The organism is Streptomyces sp. WMMB 714 (assembly GCF_900090125.1).
In the GTDB taxonomy this organism is placed as follows: Bacteria; Actinomycetota; Actinomycetes; order Streptomycetales; family Streptomycetaceae; genus Streptomyces; species Streptomyces daqingensis.
In genome coordinates this window covers 352,419-367,912 of record NZ_FMHJ01000001.1, presented here as the reverse complement: position 1 = coordinate 367,912, position 15,494 = coordinate 352,419, and the positions used below count along the sequence as shown (strand labels likewise).

Annotated in this window: 15 protein-coding genes and 1 pseudogene; 15 read left to right on the top strand and 1 reads right to left on the bottom strand. The window is 72.1% G+C overall.

The annotated features are described in order from the left end of the window. Nucleotides 1–19: 19 nt before the first annotated feature. From mltG to nusB, 10 genes are all read left to right on the top strand, one after another. A complete protein-coding gene (mltG, locus tag H181DRAFT_RS01385) occupies nucleotides 20–1,723 on the top strand; it encodes an endolytic transglycosylase MltG (protein WP_045862269.1) in 1,704 nt (567 codons plus the stop codon). After that, the gene (locus H181DRAFT_RS01380; protein ID WP_045862268.1) at nucleotides 1,723–2,595 is read left to right on the top strand and encodes a shikimate dehydrogenase; all 873 of its coding nucleotides are present in this window, start codon (nucleotides 1,723–1,725) and stop codon (nucleotides 2,593–2,595) included. The genes mltG and H181DRAFT_RS01380 overlap by 1 nt, the downstream gene beginning before the upstream one ends. Before the next feature lie 199 nt (nucleotides 2,596–2,794). Then, a complete protein-coding gene (gene aroC / locus H181DRAFT_RS01375) occupies nucleotides 2,795–3,979 on the top strand; it encodes a chorismate synthase (RefSeq protein WP_045862267.1) in 1,185 nt (394 codons plus the stop codon). Continuing rightward, on the top strand, nucleotides 3,976–4,491 hold the full coding sequence (locus H181DRAFT_RS01370) for a shikimate kinase (protein WP_045862266.1): 516 nt from the start codon (nucleotides 3,976–3,978) through the stop codon (nucleotides 4,489–4,491). Before aroC ends, H181DRAFT_RS01370 begins: the two co-directional genes overlap by 4 nt. Continuing rightward, a complete protein-coding gene (gene aroB, locus H181DRAFT_RS01365; RefSeq protein WP_045862265.1) occupies nucleotides 4,488–5,588 on the top strand; it encodes a 3-dehydroquinate synthase in 1,101 nt (366 codons plus the stop codon). The genes H181DRAFT_RS01370 and aroB overlap by 4 nt, the downstream gene beginning before the upstream one ends. Next, on the top strand, nucleotides 5,585–6,019 hold the full coding sequence (gene aroQ / locus H181DRAFT_RS01360; RefSeq protein WP_045862264.1) for a type II 3-dehydroquinate dehydratase: 435 nt from the start codon (nucleotides 5,585–5,587) through the stop codon (nucleotides 6,017–6,019). The genes aroB and aroQ overlap by 4 nt, the downstream gene beginning before the upstream one ends. Nucleotides 6,020–6,159: 140 nt before the next feature. Beyond that, nucleotides 6,160–7,167: an AAA family ATPase gene (locus H181DRAFT_RS01355; RefSeq protein WP_078895405.1), complete on the top strand. Its 1,008-nt coding sequence runs from the start codon at nucleotides 6,160–6,162 to the stop codon at nucleotides 7,165–7,167. Nucleotides 7,168–7,374: 207 nt separating this feature from the next. Beyond that, nucleotides 7,375–8,502, top strand: coding sequence for an aminopeptidase P family protein (locus H181DRAFT_RS01350; protein WP_045862263.1), 1,128 nt, complete (start codon nucleotides 7,375–7,377; stop codon nucleotides 8,500–8,502). 71 nt (nucleotides 8,503–8,573) lie between these two features. Beyond that, complete coding sequence (gene efp / locus H181DRAFT_RS01345) at nucleotides 8,574–9,140, top strand: elongation factor P (protein ID WP_045862262.1); 567 nt, start codon at nucleotides 8,574–8,576, stop codon at nucleotides 9,138–9,140. Nucleotides 9,141–9,142: 2 nt separating this feature from the next. Further along, complete coding sequence (gene nusB, locus H181DRAFT_RS01340) at nucleotides 9,143–9,568, top strand: transcription antitermination factor NusB (RefSeq protein WP_045862261.1); 426 nt, start codon at nucleotides 9,143–9,145, stop codon at nucleotides 9,566–9,568. Between the two features lie 165 nt (nucleotides 9,569–9,733). Here the strand turns inward: nusB and bldD are convergent, their stop codons facing one another. Further along, entirely contained in the window at nucleotides 9,734–10,234 is a 501-nt protein-coding gene (gene bldD, locus H181DRAFT_RS01335) for a transcriptional regulator BldD (RefSeq protein WP_028431622.1), read from the bottom strand. Between the two features lie 228 nt (nucleotides 10,235–10,462). Between bldD and pyrR the strand changes: the two genes are divergently transcribed. From pyrR to carA, 5 genes and pseudogenes are all read left to right on the top strand, one after another. After that, complete coding sequence (gene pyrR / locus H181DRAFT_RS01330; protein ID WP_045862260.1) at nucleotides 10,463–11,101, top strand: bifunctional pyr operon transcriptional regulator/uracil phosphoribosyltransferase PyrR; 639 nt, start codon at nucleotides 10,463–10,465, stop codon at nucleotides 11,099–11,101. Between the two features lie 189 nt (nucleotides 11,102–11,290). After that, nucleotides 11,291–12,301 (top strand): aspartate carbamoyltransferase catalytic subunit, encoded by a 1,011-nt coding sequence (locus H181DRAFT_RS01325; RefSeq protein WP_045862259.1) that lies wholly within the window; start codon nucleotides 11,291–11,293, stop codon nucleotides 12,299–12,301. Between the two features lie 2 nt (nucleotides 12,302–12,303). Further along, the gene (locus H181DRAFT_RS01320) at nucleotides 12,304–13,611 is read left to right on the top strand and encodes a dihydroorotase (RefSeq protein WP_045862258.1); all 1,308 of its coding nucleotides are present in this window, start codon (nucleotides 12,304–12,306) and stop codon (nucleotides 13,609–13,611) included. After that, nucleotides 13,608–14,279, top strand: coding sequence for a PH-like domain-containing protein (locus tag H181DRAFT_RS01315; protein ID WP_254666657.1), 672 nt, complete (start codon nucleotides 13,608–13,610; stop codon nucleotides 14,277–14,279). Before H181DRAFT_RS01320 ends, H181DRAFT_RS01315 begins: the two co-directional genes overlap by 4 nt. After that, nucleotides 14,279–15,436, top strand: a pseudogene (carA, locus tag H181DRAFT_RS01310) (glutamine-hydrolyzing carbamoyl-phosphate synthase small subunit); the annotation flags it as partial. The gene H181DRAFT_RS01315 and the pseudogene carA, both read left to right, overlap by 1 nt. Nucleotides 15,437–15,494: the final 58 nt, after the last annotated feature.

Below are 15,494 nucleotides of genomic sequence, written 5' to 3'. Positions count from 1 at the left end.
CGGCAGATCTAGGGGATCGATGACTGAGTATGGCCGGGGGCAAGACGTCCCACCGTGGCATCCCGACGACCCGCTGTTCGGGGACCCGGGGTGGGAGGGGCGCCGCCGCACGTACCAGGGCGACGGGGACACCTACCCGGGCCAGTACACAGGCCAGCACCCCGACCCGTACGGCACGGGCCAGCATCAGGTACCCCACCAGCAGGGCTACTACCAGCAGCAGCCGCAGAACTTCCAGGGCCAGGGACACGGCCAGGGGCAGCACCAGCACTACGGTGACGGCGCGGGTGGGTACGACAGCGGCCGGCACGGCGGTCCCTACGACCCCGGTTACGGCATGGGCGCGACCGACCCTCACGGCATGCAGCCCGTGGCCGACCCGTACGGCACGGGCGCCCAGCCCGGTTACTACGCGGCTCCGGGCGGTTACCCTCCCGGCCACCCGGACCAGCAGGGCGGCCCCGGGCAGTTCACGGCCCCTGGGCGGCAGCCGGGCCCCGGCGAGTTCCACGGCGGCACGGGCGGTCAGCCCCCCGGGCCGGAAGCCGATCCCGAGACCGGCTGGGACCCCGGACCCGACCAGGGCGAGCACGCCTTCTTCTCCGACCAGGACGGCGACGGCGACGACTCCGACCGCAAGGAGAGCCGCGGCGGCCGCAAGGGCAGCGGAGAGAAGAAGAAGCGCAACGGCTGCGCGTGCCTGGCCGTCTCGCTCGTCCTCGCGGGCGGCGTCGGGGCGGTCGCCTACTACGGGTACGACTTCTACCAGACCCATTTCGCCCCGGCGCCGGACTTCTCCGGGAGCGGCTCCGGCCAGGCGCAGGTCAAGATCCCGGACGGCGCCTCCGTCGCGGACATGGGCGACGCCCTGCAGAAGGCGGGCGTGACGAAGAGCGCCGGCGCCTTCGTCGAGGCGGTCGAGGCCGACCCCAAGGGCAACGGGATCCAGCCGGGCACGTACAGCCTGCGCAAGAAGATGTCGGGCGAGGCGGCGTTGAAGCTGATGCTCGACCCCGCGAGCCAGAACGCCCTGATCATCTCCGAGGGCCTTCGCGCGAAGAAGATCTACGAGCTCGTGGACAAGAAGCTCGGCGAGCCGGCGGGGACGACGCAGAAAGCCGCGAAGAAGGGCGATCTGGGACTTCCCAGGTTCGCGGAGAACAACCCGGAAGGATTCCTCTTCCCCTCGCGCTACAGCGTGGGTGAGGAGAGCGACCCGGCGGACGTGCTGCGCGAGATGGTCCAGCGGGCGAAGGCCGAACACAAGAAGGTGAACCTGGCGGCCGAGGCCAAGAAGGTGGGCAAGACGCCCGAGGAGATCATCGTCATCGCGTCCCTCATCCAGGCGGAGGCGCAGCAGGACGACGAGTTCGGCAGGGTCTCGCGTGTGATCTACAACCGGCTGGAGAAGAACATACTTCTTCAGTTCGACTCCACGATCAACTACGCCAAGGGCCGCTCCTCACTGGAGACTTCGGTCGAGGACACCAGGTTCGACTCGCCGTACAACACCTACCTGAACCGGGGCTTGCCGCCCGGTCCCATCGACAACCCCGGGCATCAGGCCATCGAGGCGGCGCTCAACCCGACGAAGGGCAACTGGATCTACTTCGTCACCGTCAAGCCGGGCGACACCCGCTTCACCGACAGCAAGGCCGAACACGACCGCAACGTGCGGGACTTCAACAGGGAACAGCGCAAGAAGAAGGAGAGCGGCGGCTGATGGAGCGGCACCACCCCGCACGGCCGGCCCCCGCGGCGCCGACGGCCGTGCGGCGCGCGGCGGTTCTCGGAAAGCCCGTCGCGCACTCGCTCTCCCCGGTGCTGCACCGCGCCGCGTACGAAGCGCTGGGCCTGGAGGGCTGGGCGTACGAGCGTCACGAAGTGGACGAGGACGGCCTGGCGTCCTTCTTCGAGGGGCTGGGCGCGGAGTGGGCCGGCCTGTCGCTGACGATGCCGCTGAAGAGGGCCGTCCTGCCCCTGCTGGACGAGGTCAGCGCGACGGCGGCGTCCGTCGAGGCCGTGAACACGGTCTGCTTCCCCGGCGACGGCAGGCGCGTCGGGGACAACACCGATATTCCGGGCATTCTGGCCGCCCTGCGGGAGCGGGGCATCGAGCATGCGGAGGACGCCGCGATCCTCGGCGCCGGGGCCACCGCGTCGTCCGCGCTGGCGGCGCTCGCCCGCATCTGCACGGGCGAGATCACGGCGTACGTGCGCAGCGAGCAGCGCGGCGCCGAGATGCGGGCCTGGGGCGAGCGCCTCGGCGTGCCCGTGCGCGTCGCCGGGTGGGCGGATGCCGCGAAGGCGCTGACGGCCCCGCTGGTCGTGGCCACCACTCCGGCGGGCGCCACGGACGCGCTCGCGGCCGCCGTCCCGTCCCGTCCGGGCGCTCTCTTCGACGTGCTCTACGCGCCGTGGCCGACGCCGCTGGCCGCCGCGTGGTCGCGTCATGGCGGGACGGTGCTCTCCGGTCTCGACCTGCTCGTCCACCAGGCGGTGCTGCAGGTCGAGCTGATGACGGGCCGCTCGCCCGCGCCGCTGGCCGCCATGCGCGCGGCGGGGGAAGAGGCGCTGCACGCGCGTACGACGTAGCGGGAGGGCGCCGGCACGTCCCGAGCGGCGCCCCTGGCTGCCGGTGACCGTGTGCGCCGTCCACGGCACACGCCGTCCGGCCAGTGGACGGGCGGCGGCCGCGCTTCGCGCACGTGGCAAGATCGGGGTCAGAGCCGGAGAGGACGGCGAGGCCGCAAGGGCCGCCCAGAGCGCCGAGGCGCGAGATCGAGGAGCACCGTTGAGCAGGTTGCGCTGGCTGACGGCGGGGGAGTCGCACGGCCCCGCACTGGTGGCGACGCTGGAAGGACTCCCTTCCGGTGTGCCGGTCACCACCGACATGGTGGCGGACGCGCTGGCACGGCGGCGGCTGGGGTACGGACGCGGCGCCCGGATGAAGTTCGAGCGCGACGAGGTCACCTTCATCGGCGGCGTCCGGCACGGGCTCACTCTCGGGTCACCGGTCGCGATCATGGTGGGCAACACCGAGTGGCCGAAGTGGGAGCAGGTCATGGCGGCCGATCCCGTCGATCCCGAGACGCTCGCCGGCCTGGCCCGCAACGCACCGCTGACGCGCCCGCGCCCCGGGCACGCCGATCTCGCCGGCATGCAGAAGTACGGCTTCGACGAGGCCCGTCCCGTACTGGAGCGGGCGTCCGCGAGGGAGACGGCGGCGCGGGTCGCGCTGGGCACGGTCGCGCAGTCGTACCTCAAGGAGACGACGGGGATCGAGATCGTCTCCCACGTGGTCGAACTCGGCGCGGCCAAGGCCCCCTACGGGCTCGTGCCGCAGCCCGGCGACGTGGAGCGGCTGGACGCCGACCCCGTGCGCTGCCTCGACGCCGACGCGAGCAAGGCGATGGTCGCGGAGATCGATCAGGCACACCAGGACGGCGACACGCTCGGCGGCGTGGTCGAAGTGGCGGCGCACGGCGTCCCGGTGGGGCTCGGCTCCCACGTGCACTGGGACCGCCGCCTCGACTCGCGTCTGGCCGGGGCGCTCATGGGCATCCAGGCCATCAAGGGCGTGGAGCTGGGCGACGGTTTCGGCCTGGCGCGCGTCCCCGGCTCGAAGGCGCACGACGAGATCGTGCCCGGCGAAGGCGGTCTGCGGCGCAGCTCGGGGCGTTCCGGCGGCACCGAGGGAGGTCTGTCCACCGGTGAACTCCTGCGCGTACGGGCCGCGATGAAGCCGATCGCGACGGTGCCGCGCGCGCTCGCCACAGTCGACGTGGCGACGGGTGAGGAGACCCGCGCGCACCACCAGCGCTCCGACGTGTGCGCCGTGCCCGCGGCCGGGATCGTGGCCGAGGCGATGGTCGCGCTGGTGCTGGCCGACGCGGTGGCGGAGAAGTTCGGGGGCGACAGCGTCCGCGAGACGCGACGGAACGTGAACGGCTTCCTCGACGGGCTGGAGATCAAGTGACCGGGCCCGCGGTGATCCTCGTCGGCCCGATGGGCGTGGGCAAGACGACCGTCGGCGAGTTGCTGGCGAAGCGGCTGGGCGTGGCCTGCCGCGACACCGACCAGGACATCGTCGAGTCGGCCGGCAAGCCGATCTCGGAGATCTTCCTCGACGACGGCGAGGAGCACTTCCGAGAGTTGGAACGCACCGCCGTACGGAAGGCGCTGGGCGAGCACTCCGGCGTGCTGGCGCTGGGCGGCGGAGCCGTACTGGCCGCCGAGACCAGGGAGTTGCTGGCCGGAGGCCCCGTCGTCTTCCTGGAGATGGACGTGGCGGAGGCGGTGAAGCGCGTGGGCCTCGACGCGCCGCGGCCGCTGCTGATGATGAACCCCCGCAAGCAGTGGCGTGAGCTGATGGACGCGCGCCGTCCCCTCTACACGGAGGTCGCCCGCGCCGTCGTCGGCACCGGGGACCGCACCCCGGACGAGGTCGCCGACGAGATCCTCGACGCCCTGGAGCTGAAGCACTCATGACCAGCACGACCCCGGCGCCCACCCGCATCACCGTGGGCGGCTCCGCCGGTACACAGCCCTACGACGTGCTCATCGGCCACCGGCTGCTCGGCGAACTGCCCGGTCTGATCGGCACGTCGGCGAAGCGCGTCGCCGTCCTGCACCCCGAGGCGCTGGCCGAGACCGGCGGAGTGCTGCGTGAGGACCTGGAATCGCAGGGCTACCAGGCCATCGCCGTGCAGCTCCCCAACGCCGAGGAGTCCAAGACGGCCGAGGTCGCGGCGTACTGCTGGAAGGTCCTCGGCCAGACGGGCTTCACGCGCAGCGATGTGATCGTCGGAGTCGGCGGCGGTGCGACGACGGACGTCGCGGGGTTCGTCGCCGCGACCTGGCTGCGCGGGGTGAGCTGGGTCGCTGTGCCGACGACGGTCCTGGGCATGGTGGATGCCGCTGTCGGCGGCAAGACCGGCATCAACACCGCAGAGGGCAAGAACCTGGTGGGCGCCTTCCACCCGCCGGCCGGTGTCCTCTGCGACCTCGCGGCTCTGGAGTCGCTGGGCGTGCACGACTACGTCGGCGGCCTCGCGGAGGTCGTCAAGGCGGGGTTCATCGCCGACCCGGTCATCCTCGACCTCGTCGAGGCGGACCCGGAGGCCGCCCGTTCACCCGAGGGGCCCCACACCGCGGAGCTGATCGAACGGTCCGTCAAGGTCAAGGCGGAGGTGGTCTCGGCGGACCTGAAGGAGTCCGGCCTGCGCGAGATCCTCAACTACGGTCACACGCTGGCCCACGCGATCGAGAAAAACGAGCGGTACGAGTGGCGGCACGGCGCCGCGGTCTCCGTCGGCATGGTCTTCGCGGCCGAACTGGGCCGCATCGCGGGCCGGCTGGACAACGCCACCGCCGAACGGCACCGCACCGTCCTGAAGTCGCTCGGCCTGCCCGTCACCTACCGCGGCGACCAGTGGCCCAAGCTGCTGGAGACGATGCGGGTCGACAAGAAGTCCAGGGGGGACATGCTCCGCTTCATCGTCCTCGACGGGCTGGCCAAGCCGTCCGTCCTGGAGGCCCCGGACCCGGCGATGCTGCTCGCGGCGCACGCGGAGATCGCCGCATGAGCCGCCCCGTACTCGTCCTCAACGGCCCGAACCTCGGCCGTCTCGGCTCCCGCGAACCCGACGTCTACGGATCGACGTCCTACACGGGGCTGGTGGAGCGGTGCACGGCTCTCGGCGGGGAGCTGGGCTTCGCCGTGGAGGTGCGCGAGACCAACGACGAGGGTGAACTGATCCGCTGGCTGCACGAGGCGGCCGACGGGAAGATCCCCGTCGTCATCAACCCCGGCGCGTTCACGCACTATTCGTACGGAATGCGGGACGCCGCCTCGCAGCGGACCGCACCGCTCATCGAGGTGCACATCTCCAACCCGCACGCGCGGGAGGAGTTCCGGCACACGTCGGTCATCTCCGCCGTCGCGAGCGGCACGATCGCGGGGTTCGGCCTCGGCAGCTACGAACTTGCGCTGAGGGCGCTCTCGGACGAACTCTGAGCGCTGCGGGGCCCGTGGGCACCGTACGCACCCCTCGACCGTTCCACCGGAAACGGAACCGACGGTACGGTCCGGTACTGTCACACCATCATGGCGCTGCGGGGGCAGCGCCGCCGGAGCGAGATGGAGTTGGGGAGCGGATGCAGCAGTACGGGGCGCACCAGCCCGGCCCCGCGCCGGACTCCCACCTGGGGTTCCACAACGGTCAGCGCCCCCCGCACGCCGGACAGGCACCGCCGCCCCCGCCGCAGCAGCCGGGCTGGCCCGGTGGCCACTCCCAGCAGCCGCCCACGCAGCGGCCCACGCAGCAGCCGCCGCCACCGCCGCCACACGCGCAGCCCCCGGTGCCGGGGCAGCCGGCCGCCCCCGTACCGCCGCCGCACGCTCCCGGCGGGCCGCCACCCGGGCAGCCGCCCGTCCCTGGTGCGCCCCCGCCCGTGCCCACGGCCCCCGCGCGGCACCCGGACGGACGGCGCGCGAGCGACATGGACGTGCCCCCGTCGGAGACCACCGGGCACATCACGCTCTCCCGCGGCGCTCCCGTCGAGATCCCCGCACCCCACGCCGATCCCGCCCAACTCGACGCGACGCGTGCCGCGGTGGCCGTACTGCTGATCGGCCCGGCCGGTGCGGGGAAGTCGACGGTGGCGCGCTACTGGGCGGACCGCCGTGCGGTTCCGACCGCGCACATCAGCCTCGACGACGTCCGCGAATGGGTCCGCTCCGGTTTCGCCGACCCGCAGAGCGGGTGGAACGACCACTCCGAGGCGCAGTACCGGCTCGCCCGCCGGACATGCGGCTTCGCGGCCCGCAACTTCCTGGCCAACGGGATCTCCTGCATCCTCGACGACGCCGTCTTCCCCGACCGCCCGGTGGTGGGCCTCGGCGGCTGGAAGAGGCACGTCGGGCCCGGCATGATCCCGGTGGTGCTGCTGCCCGGGCTGGAGATCGTCCTGGAGCGCAACGCCGCACGCAGCGGCAACCGGCGTCTGAGCGACGAAGAGGTGGCCAACATCCACGGGCGCATGGCCGGCTGGTACGGCTCCGGTCTGCCGATCATCGACAACTCCCGGCAGGACGTCGCCACCACCGCCCGGATGCTGGACGACGTCGTCGCCCGCAGCCTGGCGAGCCCGCCGCGCTGGTGAGGCCCGCCCGGAGAGGGTGACCGGTCAGGGCGCCGGTCAGCGGCCCTGTCCCCGGTTTCTGTCCCGTCCCCGGTACTCCGCTTCTCGTCCGGACCTGCTCCGTTCCGGACGCGCTTTCTCCGTTCCCGGGGCGCTCCTTCCGGGCCGGTCGCCCGCACGGACCCGCAGGAACTGCTCCCTCGGCGCGGGCTCCGTACGCTCGGCTGTATGTCCGAGGTCCACGTGGCTCGACGCGCCCTGCTCCGCGAGCGTTGCGCCGCCAACTCAGCGCAGGCGGGTCACGCCGACGCGCTGCTGGTCACGCGACCCGCCAACATCCGCTACCTCACCGGCCGCCCGCCCGAAGGGGCAGCGCTCCTGCTGGGAGCCGACGGCACGGACACCCTGCTCGGTCCGGCCGCCGCCGACCCCTCGCACCGCCATACGGGCAGCGGGCCCGCCGACGAGCTGCGCACCGTCGCCATCCAGTCCCCGGACGGCGACACGGCAGTGGCCGCTGCCGACCTCGCCGCTTCGGCCGGGGCCCGCAGCCTGGCCGTCGAGGAACACCACCTGACCGTCACCCGCTACCGGGCCGTCGACTCGGTGGCCGGGCTCCACCTGACGCGGCTGGCCTGCCCCGTCGAGGCACAGCGGGTCGTGAAGGACCAGGAGGAGATCGCCGCACTGCGCACCGCCGCCGAGATCACCGATCAGGCGCTCGGCGAGTTGCTGGAGTCGATCCTCGTGGGACGCACGGAACGGCACCTCGCGCTCGAACTGGAGCGCCGGCTCATCGACCACGGTGCCGAGGGCTCCGCCTTTCCGACCTCCGTCGCCACCGGACGCAACTCCGGTCTCGCCCACCACCGGCCCACCGACAGGCGCGTGGAGGAGGGCGACTTCCTCTCGGTGCGGCTGGGCGCGCGATACCACGGCTACTGCTGCCAGATCGGCCGGACGTTCGTCATCGGGACAGCCCCGGACGACTGGCAAGTCGAGCTGTACGACCTCGTCTTCGCCGCCCAGCGGGCGGGCCGTGAGGCGCTCACACCGGGTGCGGCCTGCAGTGACGTCGACCGCGCCACCCGGCAGGTCCTGGACGGAGCGGGCCATGCCGAAGCGCTGGGTTCCGCGACGGGGCACGGGGTGGGTCTGGAAATCGGTGAGGACCCTCGGCTGTCACCTGGGGCCATGGGTAAACTCGACGCTTGTGTGCCGGTCACCATCGAGCCCGGGGTCCACCTACCGGGCCAGGGCGGTGTCCGGATCGACGACACGCTCGTCGTCCGCCCAGCGGCGGACGGCGGACCCGAGCTACTCACCATCACGACCAAAGAGCTGCTCGCCCTCTAGCCCCTGACGGGCGGGAGTGCCGCGGCAGCCCTCTGGTTTCCGCAGCAGCAGTCTCAGGAGATTCCGCAACCGTGGCATCCACGAACGACCTCAAGAACGGCATGGTGCTCAAGCTCGACGGCGGCCAGCTCTGGTCCGTCGTCGAGTTCCAGCACGTCAAGCCCGGCAAGGGGCCCGCCTTTGTCCGTACGAAACTGAAGAACGTCATGTCCGGCAAGATCGTCGACAAGACGTTCAACGCGGGCACCAAGGTCGAGACGGCGACCGTGGACCGACGCGGAATGCAGTTCTCGTACAAGGACGGCGAGTACTTCGTCTTCATGGACATGGAGACCTACGACCAGATCCACATCACCCCGGAGATCGTCGGCGACACCGCCAACTACCTCCTGGAGGGGTTCGAGGCCACGGTCGCCATGTACCAGGGCGAAGCGCTCTTCGTCGAACTGCCCGCGGCGGTCGAGCTGACGATCGAGCACACCGAGCCGGGAGTCCAGGGCGACCGCTCCACCGGCGGCTCCAAGCCCGCGCGTCTGGAGACGGGCTACGAGGTCGGTGTGCCCTTGTTCATCACCACGGGTGAAAAGATCAAGGTCGACACCCGCTCCGGCGAGTACCTCGGCCGGGTGAACAGCTAACCGTGGCTGCCCGTAACAAGGCCCGAAAGCGTGCCTTCCAGATCATCTTCGAGGCGGACCAGCGCGGGGTCGCCGCGACGGACGTCCTCGCCGACTGGATCCGGCACGCCCGGACCGACGACCGGCAACCGCCCGTCGGCGAGTACACGATGGACCTCATCGAGGGGTACGCGCAGAACGCCCCGAGGATCGACGAGCTCATCTCGACCTACTCGGTGGGCTGGACGCTGGACCGGATGCCGGTGGCAGACCGGTGCATCCTGCGTCTGGCGGCCTACGAGCTGATCTGGTCCGAAGAGGTGCCCGAGGCCGTCGTCATCGACGAAGCCCTGGCCATCGCCAGGGAGTTCTCGACGGACGACTCGCCTCCGTTCATCAATGGCCTCCTCGGCCGCCTGCAGGACCTCAAGCCGACGCTGAAGCGCTGACCGAGTCGACGGCCTCCGCACGGACACCACCGGAGCGGAGGCCCATGAGGACGCAGAAAGCCGCCGCCTGTGACCGGCCCTGGAAGGGGCCGGTCACAGGCGGCGGCACGTTTCTTCGGCCCCGAGGGCCGGATCAGGCTCGCACGCCGGGCGGAGGCAGAAAGCTCACGCGTCCTCGTGGGCCACGGCGCGGCGCGCGTCGGCGTCCAGCACGCCCCAGCTGATGAGCTGCTCGGTCAGCACCGAGGGGGACTGGTCGTAGATGACGGCGAGCGTGCGCAGGTCGTCCTGACGGATGGAGAGGACCTTGCCGTTGTAGTCGCCGCGCTGCGACTGGATCGTGGCTGCGTACCGCTGGAGCGGGCCGGCCTTCTCGGCCGGGACGTGAGCGAGCCGCTCCAGGTCCAGCACGAGCTTCGGCGGGGGCTCCGCGGCGCCGCCCGGAGTGGTCCCCGGAAGCAGTTCCTGGACGGGCACACCGTAGAAGTCGGCCAGCTCGGCGAGGCGCTGAACTGTGACGGCGCGGTCTCCGCGCTCGTACGAACCGACCACGACCGCCTTCCAGCGGCCCTGGGACTTCTCCTCGACACCGTGTAGGGAGAGGCCCTGCTGGGTGCGGATGGCCCGGAGCTTCGCTCCGAGCTGCTTGGCGTATTCGCTGGACATATCGCTCCCCGCGTACGAGAAAGTGGTAACTCACTGTGAGGTTACGCAGCGTAATGTCCGCCGTCAAGCCGAACGCCGAGTAGCTTTGCCGAGGTGAGCGGAACGCGGCCTTCCAGGGAGCGGCTGGGCGGGGTCCGAAGTTCGTACGGCCCCCTGCTACCGTTTGGGTGACAGCTCAGACGTCCTTTAAGGCCCGTCCCGTGAGGCGGGGAAGGAGGTCCTTTCCGCATGGACTCAGGCAACAGGGGTGCCGCCGCAGGCCGCCCCGTACTCGAGGCGCCCGACATCGCGCGCGTCCTCACCCGCATCGCCCACGAGATCGTCGAACGCGCCAAAGGCGCCGATGACGTGGTGCTTCTCGGAATCCCCACCCGGGGTGTCTTCCTCGCCGAGCGCCTCGCCGCGAAGCTCGCGGAGATCACCGGCCGTCCGGTCCCGCACGGCTCGCTGGACATCACGATGTACCGCGACGACCTCAGGCTCGGCCCCGCCCGGACCCTCGGGCACACCGAGATCCCCGGCGACGGGGTCGACGGACGGCTCGTCGTCCTCGTCGACGACGTCCTCTTCTCCGGGCGCACGATCCGTGCCGCGCTGGATGCGCTGGGTGACATCGGACGCCCCCGCGCCGTCCAGCTCGCCGTGCTCGTCGACCGCGGTCACCGCGAACTCCCGATCCGCGCCGACTACGTCGGCAAGAACCTGCCCACCTCGCTGCGCGAGACGGTCAAGGTCCGGCTCACCGAGGAGGACGGCCGCGACGGCGTGCTGCTCGGTGCCGCCGCGACCGCCGGCGACCCGTCCGCAGCCGAGGACGCCGCGACCGTCCGCTCCGCGCCGGCCGCCCCGGGGCGCGCGGAACGCTGAGGCGGTCCGGCACGGCTCCGGGGCGCCCGTCCGTCCGGCCGCCCCTCCGGCCTGCCCTGCCCTCGATGTCCCGGCCCGCTCGCCGGCCCCCTTCCGGCGAGTCCGTGCGCGGCCACACACCGCCCACACCGTCCGCACCGCCCACACGCCTGACCGCCGCCCACGGGCGACCACCCACGGAAGGCAACGATGAAGCGCCACCTCATCTCGGCCGCCGACCTCACCCGCGACGACGCCGTCCTCATCCTCGACACCGCCGAGGAGATGGCCCGGGTCGCGGACCGGCCGATCAAGAAGCTGCCGACCCTGCGCGGCCGCACCGTCGTCAATCTCTTCTTCGAGGACTCGACGCGCACCCGCATCTCCTTCGAGGCCGCGGCAAAGCGCCTCTCGGCGGACGTCATCAACTTCTCGGCCAAGGGGTCGTCCGTCTCGAAGGGGGAGTCGCTGAAGGACACGGCGCTGACCCTGGAGGCCATGGGCGCGGACGCGGTCGTCATCCGCCACCCCGGCTCGGGCGCACCGCACCGGCTCGCCACCTCCGGCTGGATCGGCGGCTCCGTAGTCAACGCGGGCGACGGCACCCACGAGCACCCCACGCAGGCGCTGCTCGACGCCTTCACCATCCGCCGCCGCCTCTCGGGCGGCGAGGGCGACCTGGCGGGGCGGCGGATCACGATCGTCGGCGACGTGCTGCACAGCCGAGTCGCCCGCTCCAACGTGTACCTGCTGAGCACGCTCGGAGCGGACGTCACCCTCGTCGCGCCTCCCACGCTGGTGCCCGTCGGCGTCGGGGCGTGGCCCTGCGAGGTGAGTTACGACCTCGACTCCGTCGTCGCCAAGTCCGACGCCGTGATGATGCTGCGCGTGCAGCGCGAGAGGATGAACGCCGCGTTCTTCCCGACGGAGCGCGAGTACTCCCGCCGCTACGGCCTGGACGGGCAGCGCATGGCGCGGATGCCCGAGCACGCCGTCGTGATGCACCCCGGCCCGATGAACAGGGGCATGGAGATCACGGCGGAGGTCGCCGACTCGCCGCGCTGCACCGCCGTCGAGCAGGTCGCCAACGGCGTCAGCATCCGCATGGCCGTGCTGTACCTGCTGCTGGGCGGCTCCGAACCCGCCGTATCAGGCTCCCTTCCCCCGGAGGCGGCGACGTCCGTCCCCGGGGCCGCCGCCCGTACCGAGGAGAACGAGTGACGATGACAGGCAACACCGGCAACACCGGCAGGACGCTCCTCCGCGGCGCACGCGTCCTGGGCGGCGAGCCCCGGGACGTACTGATCGACGGCGAGAGGATCGCCGAGGTGGGCAGCGGCCTCGACGCCGCCGGCGCCGAGGTGGTCGAGGCGGAGGGACGGGTCCTGCTGCCCGGCCTCGTCGATCTGCACACGCATCTGCGCGAGCCCGGCCGCGAGGACTCCGAGACGGTGCTGACGGGTACCAGGGCCGCCGCGAAGGGCGGCTTCACCGCGGTGCACGCGATGGCCAACACCTTCCCCGTCGCCGACACGGCCGGCGTCGTCGAGCAGGTGTGGCGGCTGGGCCGCGAGTCCGGCTACTGCGACGTGCAGCCCGTGGGGGCGGTCACCGTCGGCCTGGAGGGGAAGCAGCTCGCCGAGCTCGGAGCCATGCACGACTCCGCCGCGGACGTGCGCGTCTTCTCCGACGACGGCAAGTGCGTCGACGACGCCGTGATCATGCGCAGGGCGCTGGAGTACGTGAAGGCATTCGACGGCGTCGTCGCGCAGCACGCCCAGGAGCCGCGCCTGACCGAAGGCGCGCAGATGAACGAGGGCGTCGTCTCGGCCGAACTCGGGCTGGGCGGCTGGCCGGCCGTCGCCGAGGAGTCGATCATCGCGCGGGACGTCCTGCTGGCCGCGCACGTCGGATCGCGGGTGCACATCTGCCACCTGTCCACGGCGGGCTCCGTCGAGCTGGTGCGCTGGGCCAAGTCCAAGGGCTGGCAGGTCACGGCCGAGGTCACCCCGCACCACCTGCTGCTGACGGACGAGTTCGTCCGCTCCTACGACCCGGTCTACAAGGTGAACCCCCCGCTGCGTACCGAAGCGGACGTCCGCGCCCTCCGCGAGGCGCTCGCGGACGGGACCATCGACTGCGTGGCCACCGACCACGCCCCTCACCCGCACGAGGACAAGGACTGCGAGTGGGGCGCGGCGGCCATGGGGATGGTGGGCCTGGAGACCGCGCTGTCGGTCGTGCAGCACACCATGGTCGAGACGGGCCTGCTGGACTGGGCCGGGGTGGCCGAGCGGATGTCCCGCCGCCCCGCCGCGATCAGCCGGCTCGAGGGACAGGGACGCCCCGTCGCCGCAGGTGAACCCGCGAACCTGGTACTCCTGGACCCGGACTACCGTGGAAGCGTGGATTCCGCATGCTTCGCCTCCCGCAGCCGCAACACCCCCTACCAGGGCCGTGACCTGCCGGGACGCGTCACTCACACCTGGCTGCGGGGACGCGCGACAGTCGTGGACGGGAAGCTGGCGTGAACGTACGACCCGGACCCGCGCTCCTGACCGCCCTGCCGGCCGCCGAACCCCGGTCGCAGGAGGTCACCGACTGGGCCGCCCGCATCGGCTGGGTCGTCGGGCTGCTCCTGTTCGTCGCCCTCCTCTACTGGCTGATGCGCCAGGGCTGGAAGTGGCGGGGGACGCTCCAGGGCGACCTGCCCGAACCGGCCGAGCCGCTCCCCGCCGGTACGTCCGGCGGGACGCTGCTCGCCGCGGCCGGCCGCTACCACGGCTCCACCAGTGCGGGGCAGTGGCTCGACCGGATCGTCGCCCACGGCCTCGGCACGCGCAGCCGCGCTGCCCTGACGCTCACGGCGGCGGGGCTCACGGTCGAACGGCCGGGCGCGAGGGACTTCTTCGTGCCCGTGGAGAAGCTCCGCGGTGCGCGCCTCGAGAAGGGCATCGCGGGCAAGGTGCTCACCGAGGGGGGCCTGCTGGCCGTCACCTGGGAACTCGGGGACCGGCTCCTCGACTCCGGGTTCCGCCTCGACCACCCGTCCGAGCAGGCCGCCTGGGTGGAGCGGATCGCCGGCCTCGCGGCGGACGGATCCGCCACCCCGGGTGCGGAGCCCGGGACGGCCCCCGCCGGTGACAGCGCGGTCACCGGCCCGTACCACCACGCTGTAACCCCGGAGAGGGACACATGATGACGACCGCCACCGGACCAGCCGCCTCACCTGCTCCCGCAGTGCTCGTCCTCGAGGACGGCCGCAGCTTCCGCGGACGCGCCTACGGCGCCGTGGGGGAGACCGTCGGCGAGGCCGTCTTCAACACCGGCATGACGGGGTACCAGGAGACGCTCACCGACCCCTCGTACCACCGGCAGGTGGTCGTCATGACGGCGCCGCACATCGGCAACACCGGCGTCAACGACGAGGACCCGGAGTCCGCCCGCATCTGGGTGGCCGGATACGTCGTACGCGACCCCGCGCGCACCCCCTCCAACTGGCGTTCCGTACGCACCCTCGACGAGGAGCTGACCGCGCAGGGCGTCGTGGGCATCAGCGGGGTCGACACCCGCGCGCTCACCCGCCATCTGCGGGAGCGCGGTGCGATGCGCGCCGGGATCTTCTCCGGCGAGGCCGCCGCGGCGAGCGAGGGCGAGCTGCTGGAGCGGGTGCGGTCCGCCCCCGCGATGGCGGGCGCCGACCTGTGCGGCGAGGTCGCCACCAAGGAGGCGTACGTCGTACCGGCGAAGGGCACCAAGCGCTTCACGGTCGCCGCCGTCGACCTCGGCATCAAGGGCATGACGCCGCACCGCATGGCGGAGCGCGGCGTCGAGGTCCACGTGCTGCCCGCCGACGCGAGCGTCGAGGACGTCTACGCGGTGCAGCCCGACGGCGTCTTCTTCTCCAACGGTCCCGGCGACCCCGCCGCGGCGGAGCACCCCGTCGCGCTGATGCGCGCCGTGCTCGACCGCGGCACGCCCCTGTTCGGCATCTGCTTCGGCAACCAGATACTGGGCCGTGCGCTGGGCTTCGGGACCTTCAAGCTCAAGTACGGCCACCGCGGCGTCAACCAGCCCGTGCAGGAACGCACCCCTTCGGGGGAGTGGACGGGCGGCAAGGTCGAAGTCACCGCGCACAACCACGGTTTCGCCGTCGACGCCCCGCTGGACGGACCGAGCCCGACCCCGTACGGCCCGGCCGAGGTGACCCACGTCTGCCTCAACGACAACGTCGTGGAGGGGCTGCGGCTGCTGGAGCGGCCGGCGTTCAGCGTCCAGTACCACCCCGAGGCGGCGGCCGGACCGCACGACGCCGCCTACCTCTTCGACCGCTTCGTCGCGCTCATGGGCGGCGAGGGCCCCGGGGACGGCGCCGGCCGCCGGAGCGGCGGCGCCCCGCACAGCACCACCCAGC

Bases quoted from the DNA above. Each gene is read 5' to 3' on its own strand.
- H181DRAFT_RS01350 (WP_045862263.1), top strand. From the start codon at position 7,375: ATGTCCGAGGTCCACGTGGCTCGACGCGCCCTGCTCCGCGAGCGTTGC.
- pyrR (WP_045862260.1), top strand. From the start codon at position 10,463: ATGGACTCAGGCAACAGGGGTGCCGCCGCAGGCCGCCCCGTACTCGAG.
- bldD (WP_028431622.1), bottom strand. From the start codon at position 10,234: ATGTCCAGCGAATACGCCAAGCAGCTCGGAGCGAAGCTCCGGGCCATC.
- H181DRAFT_RS01320 (WP_045862258.1), top strand. From the start codon at position 12,304: ATGACAGGCAACACCGGCAACACCGGCAGGACGCTCCTCCGCGGCGCA.
- H181DRAFT_RS01355 (WP_078895405.1), top strand. From the start codon at position 6,160: ATGCAGCAGTACGGGGCGCACCAGCCCGGCCCCGCGCCGGACTCCCAC.
- H181DRAFT_RS01325 (WP_045862259.1), top strand. From the start codon at position 11,291: ATGAAGCGCCACCTCATCTCGGCCGCCGACCTCACCCGCGACGACGCC.
- H181DRAFT_RS01380 (WP_045862268.1), top strand. From the start codon at position 1,723: ATGGAGCGGCACCACCCCGCACGGCCGGCCCCCGCGGCGCCGACGGCC.
- mltG (WP_045862269.1), top strand. From the start codon at position 20: ATGACTGAGTATGGCCGGGGGCAAGACGTCCCACCGTGGCATCCCGAC.
- aroQ (WP_045862264.1), top strand. From the start codon at position 5,585: ATGAGCCGCCCCGTACTCGTCCTCAACGGCCCGAACCTCGGCCGTCTC.
- aroB (WP_045862265.1), top strand. From the start codon at position 4,488: ATGACCAGCACGACCCCGGCGCCCACCCGCATCACCGTGGGCGGCTCC.